Origin of the sequence: Pontibacterium sp. (assembly GCF_041587635.1) — a bacterium.
GTDB lineage: Bacteria > Pseudomonadota > Gammaproteobacteria > Pseudomonadales > Balneatricaceae > Pontibacterium.
The window spans coordinates 1-10,847 of sequence record NZ_JBFGYC010000076.1 but is presented as its reverse complement, the minus strand read 5'-3'; the positions used below and the strand labels follow the sequence as shown (position 1 = coordinate 10,847).

Annotated in this window: 6 protein-coding genes; 3 read left to right on the top strand and 3 right to left on the bottom strand. The window is 48.9% G+C overall.

Going from position 1 to position 10,847, the window contains the following annotated elements:
• Positions 1 to 770 precede the first annotated feature (770 nt).
• Genes ABYW01_RS06170 through ABYW01_RS06160 form a run of 3 tightly spaced genes read right to left on the bottom strand, consistent with a single transcriptional unit; the run spans position 771 to position 5,156 of the window.
• On the bottom strand, positions 771 to 1,832 hold the full coding sequence (locus ABYW01_RS06170) for a patatin-like phospholipase family protein (protein ID WP_372831621.1): 1,062 nt from the start codon (positions 1,830 to 1,832) through the stop codon (positions 771 to 773).
• Positions 1,825 to 2,727, bottom strand: coding sequence for a diguanylate cyclase regulator RdcB family protein (locus ABYW01_RS06165; RefSeq protein ID WP_372831620.1), 903 nt, complete (start codon positions 2,725 to 2,727; stop codon positions 1,825 to 1,827). Before ABYW01_RS06165 ends, ABYW01_RS06170 begins: the two co-directional genes overlap by 8 nt.
• Positions 2,724 to 5,156 carry a dynamin family protein gene (locus tag ABYW01_RS06160; protein WP_372831619.1) on the bottom strand — a complete coding sequence of 811 codons (2,433 nt, stop codon included), beginning with the start codon at positions 5,154 to 5,156 and terminating at the stop codon, positions 2,724 to 2,726. The genes ABYW01_RS06165 and ABYW01_RS06160 overlap by 4 nt, the downstream gene beginning before the upstream one ends.
• A gap of 225 nt (positions 5,157 to 5,381) precedes the next feature.
• On the opposite strand from ABYW01_RS06160, the gene ABYW01_RS06155 reads away from it, so the two are divergent.
• The 3 genes from ABYW01_RS06155 (at position 5,382) to modF (ending at position 10,672) form a co-directional block, all read left to right on the top strand.
• Positions 5,382 to 7,004 carry an NERD domain-containing protein gene (locus tag ABYW01_RS06155; protein ID WP_372831618.1) on the top strand — a complete coding sequence of 541 codons (1,623 nt, stop codon included), beginning with the start codon at positions 5,382 to 5,384 and terminating at the stop codon, positions 7,002 to 7,004.
• Positions 7,005 to 7,375: 371 nt separating this feature from the next.
• Positions 7,376 to 8,851: a ketol-acid reductoisomerase gene (gene ilvC / locus ABYW01_RS06150; protein ID WP_372831617.1), complete on the top strand. Its 1,476-nt coding sequence runs from the start codon at positions 7,376 to 7,378 to the stop codon at positions 8,849 to 8,851.
• Between the two features lie 402 nt (positions 8,852 to 9,253).
• On the top strand, positions 9,254 to 10,672 hold the full coding sequence (gene modF, locus ABYW01_RS06145) for a molybdate ABC transporter ATP-binding protein ModF (protein ID WP_372831616.1): 1,419 nt from the start codon (positions 9,254 to 9,256) through the stop codon (positions 10,670 to 10,672).
• The last annotated feature ends 175 nt before the right edge of the window (positions 10,673 to 10,847 follow it).

Genomic DNA, 10,847 nt, shown 5'->3' with positions numbered 1-10,847 from the left:
GACCAACTACATACTTCTTTAAAGGTCTGCCAACCAAATCCTGGTAGCTCAGGTCTCATGAAAATAAAAATACTAAATACATAGTAAAAAGATAAGGTATGTAAAACAAAGCCCTCTGTGCGAAATCTGTGCGCAACGATGGCTATTGGTCTCTATTGAAAGCTACTAAAGTACGTAACTACAGACTTTAAAATCCAATATTATCTACAAAAAACCATTACCATCCATAGCACTTCAAGTGATTCAAAATCCCCCGCCCTTAAAAGCGTGCCGGTTCGAGTCCGGCCACTGGTACCATGTTCTTGTTGAAGACTAAGCAGTCTTAAGAAATCGAGCACTCTTCGGAGCCTCGATTTTTTTGTGCCTGAAATTTACTAAACAGTACCTTAACTGTCTTCTTCCTACTTACACTCACCGCATTTGTTATTTTTTACCAAGATCCTATGAAGGAATCTGTGAATACAGGTAGACACGTTGTCTGGAAACACAGTTCAAGCAGAGACCCCGGGCGCTAAATATCCCACGTCAAGGGCATTATGCATGCCTGCTGCGTCGTCAGTCCGCTTAACGGCCTCTTCATTTCACTGCGCAACCTTCCGCACATCAGTATATTTATCATACGCAGAGAAAGTCTCGGTAGGACGAAGTATTGGGTTATCGCTCCATCGATAAAACCCTTTGGTCTACCCGTTTTCATTGTTCCCCATCTAAACCGGGTAACAATCGCTATCCGTTTGTCCCAGCATCTTGCTCGTGAGTTAATCCCATCTTCACTTCAACCGTCCCATAGCCTTTTCAAGCGCCGCATCGGCCGCTAGTGCACCACCTTCAGTCGCCCGTAAAGAATCCTCTGCAATTCGCAAACTATCCCGAGCCAAAGATGCGCCCATGATAGGCTGAACTGTTGCCAGAGTGTCCTCATACCCCTGTTCAATCCAGCTATGGATTTTCTCAGCATCAAATCCGAGCAAATCTCTCGCGCCGGAGGCAATACCGGTAGCACGATTAAGAGTCGATTGCGGCCGAACCTCAAGAATGGTGGTATTTTTATACTTATGCCGACTCCACAATGATGCATCCGACAGGTGCGACACAATGACCATATTGCAACCTGCCTCGAGTAGAGGTGTGATTGGGGTATTTCCCTGCACCGTCTGCCAGCTGCCCTGCCCGCCGTCGGAATAACGCTTGTCGCCTATCTGCCTCGCTGAAAACAAAAACGGAATTGCCGCTGATGACAGCAGATATTCTCGTGCCATATCGTCATTCTGCGATTGCAGATGTATAAACTCCGAGTCTGGCGTATCTTTCAATCCTACCTCTGCGGCAATTGCCCTAAGCAGGTCCAAGGTAGCTCCACGGCTTTCATAGACTGAAACATAAAAAGGCAAACCGTTTTGCAGCGCGCTGATATTCAGATACTCCTCCATGAGCTCCCGCAAAGGCTGATCATCCAACAACGCGTCCGTATCAGGCAGTTGAATCCCACGCCTTCGTGCAATCTCATCAATCACCGTAAACAACGCTGCCAGTGAACCGCGGCCATATAGCTTGAGGCCCGAAACCGCTAAAAGACGTAAATAATAGGCAGTATTAGCTTTGAGGGGGGAGGATTCTGCCAGATGCAACCAGAGGGTCTCCAAGCGTCGAGCCGCCTCAGGTAGTGATGGAGCTGACGCCACTATTGCGCCATTGAGGGCACCGATACTCGCTCCGGCCACCATGTCGACCTGAGCACCCAACTCAACAAGCGCCTTTATCACGCCAACCTGATAGGCCCCTTTGGCCCCACCACCAGAAAGAACAAGACCAACCTTCATCGGCTCATTCATACCTATACCCTCCAAATACTTCTGGCACCAGTGCATCCGCAATCCGTTTTGCAGAGCAACGCAATGGCACCGTTCCTGGCAATTTTTCGGGTTGTTGGCAGATAGCGACCGTCATAGGGCTTCGCTCAGGTGTCGCGCGATCAGCCAGCCACATTATCGCTTCCCGAGCATCAGCCGCACTCTGTTCAGGCCAACTCTGCCAATCCATTAACGGCAGGCGTTGCGATTGATCCAGCTTCGCATCCTTAGCCAGTTGAATCTGCACTCGGTTTTTCAGATCATCTAAGAAAGGCTGATGTTCATCGACTGGAAGTTGACGACAAAGGTCTCCGAATTCCCCCCAATACAGCTCTTCAAGCGCCACATAACTACGGCCGGCCAATGAAAAGCAATTAAACCGCCCAGCCTCCCAACGATTTATCACGCGTTCCAGATTCAGCTGAGCAGCCTGTTTGAGGTCAATCAGATCAACTTTCTGTTCCAATGAGCTTAGTTTACCACTCAGTCGGGTTTCTAAATGACCAAGCATATCGCGGGTGTCCGCCGAATAGTTCGCAATAGCTGCCGTATTTTCCGTAAGAGAGCTGACACGCCTTTGAACCAGCGATAGGGTATGCGTACTTTGAGCTACTGAATCCGTCAATTCGGTTAGCCACTGCAGGGAAGCATCAACGCTTTCAGTCAGACTGGCATTCACTTCAGTTTGCCGACGCTGGCCTTTCCCCGAAATCCCCCCTAGTAGCCGCTTAAAAAGCCCACTCGGCTTTTGCTGCTCCCGAATATGATCCTTTGCCACCATTATGTTATTGGCAAAGTCCACCACCATTTTCTCTGGTAGGCAGGTGAGCACTTGGCAAATTTCAGCGTTTGGGCCAATGAGATCCTGCTGATTCATGCTGCCTCCGTCTTCAAGTTAGACAACTCTTCAAGTTCCACCTGCAAGGCCTCTATATCCTTTTTATAATCAGGTAGATGCCGATTTAAACGCTCAAGGACATCTAAAATTTCTTGTTTCTCTTCCTGAGTGCGCTGATGATCTCGCAATCCTTGTTGGTAGTTTCCCTGAACCTGCTTCACGGCATCAGAAATCTGGATATAAAAATCGTTTATCCCCTGCTCCACCGACTGCCGTATCTGCTCCAATAATTTATCGGATAAGCCCTCAAAGGCCTTATCGATCGCTTTTGAATAACGATTCCGAACCTTGGAAAGGTCAACTTCAAACTGGGTTACCTCTTCCGTGTAGCTGTCCCATCCCCAATCCGAGCTATTAAACCAGTCACAGACCGTTCCCCAAACGCCACTGCTACGGTACCAGCTTGTTTTCATCTCTGTATTTTTTGAAACAACATCATTCATTAGCTCCGACATACTCAACTTAGATTTAATACATCCGGCTATTTCTGGGATTGATATATTTAATACAAGGTCATCGGTTCCCAAACGTTGTTCCAGCTCTTTGAGCAGTTCTTCAGCTTCACGTTGAGCTCCGGCAGTTAGCTCTTTTTCAATTTGCTGCAGGACTTCACTGGCTGAAAGCTCTATGCTTTCCTGCCCCTGCTTAAGGATCTTTTCGACGGATCGACCGATCATCGTTAGCCTTGCTTTAGCTTCTTTACGTGTATCGTAAGAAAGCTTCTTTTCTGCGGGGTCGAAATCCTGCGCATTGGATGTTGATAATGCTTCCCACATCCGACCGGCAGCATGTTCAATCCCGTTCTTTTCGGCGGCACTTGTGCCCTTGTTTTTTTCGCTTTTTTTTTGCCCAATGCGCTTTTTTATCTCAAGCCGCTTTCCCTCTTTAAAGTAGCCATCCACTTTTTTAAGCGCTTGCTTCTTGACCGTGCTAAATACCTTTTCAGCTTCTCTTTCGGCCTTCGTCAGGGTTTTATCTAGCTGCTGGCGGGTTTTACGTTCATTGTCTGATAATTGGTCAATGCTCTGCTGCAACCTTTTGATTTTAGGTTGGAGTTCTTCAATACTCTCATTCAGCACAGAGCTTCGTTGGCTTAAGAAGGCTTCGAGTGCAGCAGCGGTTTCAAGTAGGCGTACAGAAGCTGATTCCAGTGCCACCACTCCCGTGCGGTTATATGCACTGATAATTACCTGCTCCAGAGGTGCACTGAACTTAGACTGTTCCCAAAGATAATCTGCCGCCTCCTTAACCGTATCAATGTTGTCCAATTGGCTTTTCCAACTAAACCCCAACACGCTGGACGCAAACTCTTCCACCCAAGGGTGCTGACGGTAATCAGGCAAACTTCCATTTGAAGTAATGGCGCCGCGCGCTGCATTTGCCCAATATGCTTGTCTGGAAGATACGGGAAACACTTTATCTTCAGAAAAGAAGTGAGCCAGCTGAACAACCCGTTTACGGGTGGCTACTTCGTCATCTGTATTGGCTCCTTTCTGGTCGAATTTGTTCACCAATGCAAACATCCGCCTATCAACCATTTCCGCAACTTGTCCCAACTCCCGATGCATTTCATCATCAGCATCCAACCCCAATTGGGTATAGTCCATTACCGATAGGACGGCTGAGGCTTTCTGTAACTGTTCACGCAGCATCGTACGCAGGTGCGGTTGCCCAGCCTCATTGGGCCCAGGAGTATCCAGCAAAGTTAAGCGACCATGGCTTTGATTCAGTTCTGCCAAGTGAGCGAACTCGACTTCAATGACAGGGAGCTGATTGATTTCACTGTATTCCGCAAAGGGGAATTCACAGCCAAACTTATCCGCGAGACGCACTAAATCATTGAACATCTGCAGGAACTCATAGATGGCAGTTGTTCCTTTATAGCGAGTCTTAAACCTGTAGTGCTTCTGGATCATCTCCAACAAATTGGCCATATCAGAATCATCTGGGCCCTTTAGAAGCTCTTTGCTTAACTCTTTTATTTCAGGTTTTTTCAACTCATCACGTAATGATGCAAATAGTTGAGATATTGGCTCAATATGGTCAAAGCGCAATTGTGGTTCTTTTTGTAGCGGCGTATGTCGAATCAGGGTAGGTAAAGCCGTCATTGGACGGTTGTGATTAGGCATAATCTCACGACCAACGATGGCATTAATGGTGGTCGATTTACCCGCCTTCGCCGTGCCAACGATTGCCAGAACCATCTCCAAGTTTTCCAACTTGGCCATCTCACCATTAAGGATAGAGATCCGGCTGGCTAACTTTGAAGGCGTAAAACTTTGTTGCTCCGTAGTCTGAGCATCGTTAAGTAAAGCGGAGTGATGGGACACATTGTGAAGCAGGTCTAACAACTGTTGCAGCAGACGGGTAGCTTCTTCTTGATATGATTTGAGACTTGATACTGTCATTGTTTCTTTATCCTTAAAACAAGGTAGTTCCCTCACCTCGATCATTCCAATGCCCTTAAGTCCTTGTAAGAAATAGCTTCAAAGGGTTATTCATAGTAGCTTACTATATCGAAATTCATACAGAAAACACGTCCATATCAATATTGCTGCACGAAAAATAAAAACGGCCTTGAAGAAGAAAAATGGAGATCTGGGCCAATGAGTATCTCTTTAAAGGATTAACAAATGCCTCGCTTCTATCCATCACTTACGAATACAAAACAACACACGCCACGAAGTGAGCGGAAGGTACTTTCCATACTAGAACAGGCACTACCAGACGAGTTCAGTGTCTTTCATAGCGTCGAGTTCCTGGAAAATAAAGCCTATGCACGCGAGGGGGAAGCGGATCTTGTGATATTGCATCCCAAGCTAGGCTTCCTTGTATTAGAGGTAAAAGGCGGCGGAATCTCCCTGGAATCCGGGCAGTGGTACAGTGAAAACCGACAAGGAAAGTACCCAATAAAAAACCCGTTTACTCAGGCCCGGCGAGCAAAACACGTTTTTCTCCAGCGTATCTCCGATAAGCTAGGGTTAAACAACATCATCGCCGGCTACGGTGTCTGCTTTCCCGACTGCACTCTCTCCTCTAGCACCGACTTCCCCCCTGAATGTGAACGGGTCATGGTGCTTGATGCTCACATACTGAAAGACAACACTCTCTGCCGTCGTCATCTGGAAAAGCTGTTTCGTCATTGGGCCGGTTCTAGGGAACTACCACCAGAACAGAGCAAGTTGATTCGTTCTCGTGTGTTGGCGCCAATGTTCCGTTTGGTCCCGGATCAAGCGTTGTCGATACAGGACAGCGAGGCATGCCTCGTACGTTTGACCGAGCAACAATTTCAATTACTGGATTTGCTTCAACAACATCGAGAAGCGGTTATTCAAGGAGGAGCGGGGACCGGTAAGACTCTGTTGCTAGTTGAAAAGGCCCGACGCCTTTCCCATGAGGGTAAACAAACACTCATCCTGTGTTTCAACATCAAGCTTGCAAAGCAGCTTGCCCAACTCACAGGAAAGCTTCCCGGTATCCAAGTGTTTTCGTTCCATGAATTATGCAGGTGGGGAGCGCAACAAGCTCATCTGGAAGACCTGCCATCGACTAAGTCCCCCGAGGATTTTTATCGCGATCAAGCCCCTGAATTACTGATGGAAGCAATATCACAAGCGGGACTCCAACATTTTGATGCTATTTTGGTAGACGAAGCCCAAGACTTTGAAGCCCATTGGTGGTTACCAATTGAAGAACTGCGCAAGCCCGAAAGCATCTTTTATCTGTTTTATGATCCCCAGCAAACACTCTTTACTGAAGACGTTCAACTGCCGCTGGCCTGCCCACCTGTCGTCTTAAGTGAAAATTGCCGTAATACCTTCAATATTGCGAGTTGGTTACGTATACAAAACGAGTATGCGGCAGCGCCAAAACAAGGATTACCGGCAGGCGTTCCTCCCGTTACTCAACGCTGGAGTACTTACCAAGAGCAAAAAGACCAGGTCATTGAGACCTTAGATAAGCTCCTTGCAGAAGGAATCACCGCAAATCAGATTGTACTGCTGACCCCATATAATCCTCAGCGATCCCAACTAAAGGAGTTAACAGAGGTTCCGCGCTATCAGGGAATACAGCTTGAAAGTATTATGGCGTACAAAGGATTGGAGGCACCTGTAATTCTACTATGTGATTTGGGCGATAATGCGTTTGCTCGGAGACAAGACCTGTTATACACAGGGGCATCCAGAGCACGTCAAATGCTGTACCTGTTTTGTCATCACAATTACCCCTTAGAAGAATCAACAACCGGGAAGTAAAAACGCTGCTCTTTGATAGCTACTCTATGTTGTTGCAGATTGCTCATTGGACTCGTAATACAGTCGTATAGCAGCGCATAGCTATCAACGTGAGAGTAACTGCTCATATAGAAACGCCTACATGAATGACGAGATATCTCTGCTTTATCAGGCCATCATTGTTCGATGAATTATTTATTGCATATCCCGCAATACAGTAATGATTATATCTCAATATACGCAAGACTCAGGTTGCGATACAGTAGCGTCATTAACTGATGGGCTTGCCTTGTATTCTGTGCCGGGCATAATCACCCCGTCAGAAATATTATGAATTTCGTGTGGCCGCCACATAGGCGAACACTCACCAATTTAGATGGAAATATTCAGCTATGTCGAATAACTACTTCAACACCCTGCCACTGCGCGAGCAGCTGGAACAACTGGCTAAATGTCGCTTCATGGACATTTCTGAATTCCCTGACGGCGTAGAAGCGCTGAAAGGCAAAAAAATGGTTGTTATCGGTTGTGGTGCACAGGGTCTGGCTCAGGGCATGAACCTGCGTGACAGCGGTTGCGACGTTTCTTACGCGCTGCGTGAAGCGGCTATTGCTGAAAAGCGTCAGTCTTGGAAAAACGCGACTGAAAACGGTTTTGTTGTAGGTACTTACGAAGAGCTGATCCCAACAGCTGACGTGGTTCTGAACCTGACGCCTGATAAGCAGCACACGTCTGTTGTAAACGCTGTAATGCCGTTGATGAAAGAAGGCGCTTGCCTGTCTTACTCTCACGGTTTCAACATCGTTGAAGAAGGCATGCAGATCCGTGACGACCTGACTGTCATCATGGTTGCACCTAAGTGCCCAGGTTCTGAAGTACGTAACGAATACGTACGTGGCTTCGGTGTACCAACGCTGATCGCTGTTCACGAAGACAACGACCCTAAAGGCGAAGGTCTGGCACTGGCTAAGGCATACGCTGTTGGTACTGGCGGTCACAAAGCGGGCGTTCTGATGTCCTCTTTCATCGCTGAAGTTAAATCCGACCTGATGGGTGAGCAGACTATCCTGTGCGGTATGCTGCAGACCGGTTCCCTGCTGTGCTTCGACAAGATGGTTGAAGAAGGTATCGAGCCTGGTTACGCATCCAAGCTGATTCAGTACGGTTGGGAAACCATCACTGAAGCACTGAAATACGGCGGCGTGACCAACATGCTGGATCGCCTGTCTAACCCAGCTAAGATCAAAGCATTCGATCTGGCTGAAGAGCTGAAAGTTATCATGCGTCCGCTGTACAACAAGCACCAGGACGACATCATCGATGGCACTTTCTCCCGCGTTATGATGGAAGACTGGGCTAACGACGACGTTAACCTGCTGGGCTGGCGCGCAGAAACTGCTGAAACCGCTTTCGAGAAAACTCCAGCGGGCGATGTAGAAATCTCCGAGCAGGAATACTTCGACAACGGCATCCTGATGGTTGCTATGGTTAAAGCAGGTGTTGAGCTGGCATTCGAAACGATGACCGCTGCTGGCATCATCGCTGACTCTGCATACTACGAGTCTCTGCACGAAACTCCGCTGATCGCGAACACTATCGCACGTAAGAAACTGTACGAGATGAACGCGACTATCTCCGATACAGCTGAATACGGTTGCTACCTGTACAACCACGCGTGTCTGCCTCTGCTGGCTGACTTCATGAAGGACATCAAAACCGACGTGATCGGTAAAGGTCTGGACCTGGAAGACACTGGCGTAGACAACGCTCGCCTGATCGAAGTGAACGCTGCACTGCGCGCTCACCCGGTTGAAGCGATCGGTACTACCCTGCGTGGCCACATGGCTGACATGAAGAAGATCGTTTGATTTCGATCTCACCTGTAACCTGTTACAGGTAATAGAAGGCCGGGACTAACCTCCTGGCCTTTTTTTTAGCTTTCTTTTCGCAAAGCCTCTAACGCAACACCCTATTTAAGCGAAGGAAGGTACGAACAAGTCCTGTAGGCGCTCTGGCTTTCGGGAAGGTTCACAATCAAGGAAGCACTTTGCAGTAATGTCTGGACCTTACTAGAAGTGCTGACACCGAGTGTGAATTTTCCCGAAAGCCCCGCAGGGCAAGCCCTTAAGCCTGCATCTGCGGTGTTGCAGTTTTTGTTAAGGACTAAGGCCATTAACTGCAAACTGCGCCTTGCACCTACAGGCTTAAGGGCTTGCAGAGCACTGACGGGACTTATTCGCACCTTCCCTAATGCCGGATAACCGATACCTATGAACATTCGTCTGGACAACCTGACCGTAAATTTTGATGACCGCTTTCAACTGGATGAGATCAACTGGCAGCTCGATGATAGCCAGCACTGGGTCATTACCGGTGCGAACGGTTCGGGTAAATCGGCTTTAGCAGCCATTCTCGCCGGTGCCGGTGAGCATGTTTCCGGTTCTCTGGAAGGCGTTCCCGCAAAAGTGGGTCTGGTCTCCTTTGAGGCACAGGCCGAGCTGATTGAACGCGAACGTAAAAAAGATGACGCCGACATTATGGACGTTATCTCTGAAGGTACCCCGGTCCACGAGATTCTCAGTGAAGACGGTCGTAACCCTGAGCTGGTGAATCAGCTGGTAACGATGTTTAAGCTGGACACCCTGGTTGATCGTTCCTTCCGCAAACTCTCCACGGGCGAATCCCGCAAAGTGATGCTGATCCGCGCGCTGGCCAGCGAACCGGACCTGCTGATACTGGACGAACCCTTCGACGGTCTTGATGCCCACACGCTGGAGATGCTGCAACAGTATCTGGCAACACTGGTTGAAACCGTGCCGATGGTACTGGTGCTTAACCGTTTCGATGAGTTCCCGGATTTCATCACTCATATCGCGTATGTCGATCATGGCCGCCTGCAGCACCAGATCGATCGCAACAACAGCGATGCTTACAACGAGCTGTACAAACTGCTACACCTGAAAACCACCGATCTAGCCGTCCCAGCAGCCGATCCTGAGAATGACATCCCACGTCTGGATCCAACACAACCGTTGGTACGCCTGAGCAGCATCAATATCACCTATGATGGCCACCGTATTATCGATTCACTGGACTGGACCATCGAACGCAACCAGCACTGGCAGCTGAGTGGCCCGAACGGCAGCGGCAAAACCGGCCTGCTGTCACTGATCACCGGCGACCACCCACAGTGTTATGTAAACGACATTTTTGTCTTTGGCTTCAAGCGCGGCAGCGGCGAAAGCATCTGGCAGATCAAACAGTTTATCGGCTACGTCTCCACCGCCCTGCAGTGGGAATACAAAGTGGGCACCGGCCTGCGCAATGTGATTATCTCCGGCTTCTACGACAGCATCGGTCTGTACACCAAAGCCACCGACAAGCAGAAGCAGATCGCTGACGAGTGGCTGGCCCTGCTGGGCATGACCGATCGCGCGGATACACCCTTCAACAAGCTGTCCTACGGTGACCAGCGCCTGCTGCTGATCGCCCGTGCGATGGTTAAACACCCACCATTGCTGATCCTCGATGAGCCGTGTCTGGGTCTGGATGATATGAACCGTCAGCTGGTATTGGCGCTGATCGAGAAGATCTGTGCCGGCAGCGAAACCTCGGTGCTCTATGTGAACCACCACCCGGAAGATCAGATCAAGGGGATCGACAACTACCTGGCACTCGAGAAAAAGTAACGAGAAGCCGATCACGGCTGCCCGTCACACCACGGACAGACCACATCACTCGTTCCCACGCTCCCGTGTGGGAACTTAGACCTACTCACCTTGCGGGAACGGTTACGACAGCTGTATGGATTCCCACGGAGGACCATGGGAATCAGTACAATTCCACACCCCGGACCGACCTGAT

What these genes read in the sequence shown, in the direction of transcription:
- modF (WP_372831616.1), top strand. Translation starts at nt 9,254, where the DNA reads ATGAACATTCGTCTGGACAACCTGACCGTAAATTTTGATGACCGCTTT.
- ABYW01_RS06160 (WP_372831619.1), bottom strand. Translation starts at nt 5,156, where the DNA reads ATGACAGTATCAAGTCTCAAATCATATCAAGAAGAAGCTACCCGTCTG.
- ABYW01_RS06170 (WP_372831621.1), bottom strand. Translation starts at nt 1,832, where the DNA reads ATGAATGAGCCGATGAAGGTTGGTCTTGTTCTTTCTGGTGGTGGGGCC.
- ABYW01_RS06155 (WP_372831618.1), top strand. Translation starts at nt 5,382, where the DNA reads ATGCCTCGCTTCTATCCATCACTTACGAATACAAAACAACACACGCCA.
- ABYW01_RS06165 (WP_372831620.1), bottom strand. Translation starts at nt 2,727, where the DNA reads ATGAATCAGCAGGATCTCATTGGCCCAAACGCTGAAATTTGCCAAGTG.
- ilvC (WP_372831617.1), top strand. Translation starts at nt 7,376, where the DNA reads ATGTCGAATAACTACTTCAACACCCTGCCACTGCGCGAGCAGCTGGAA.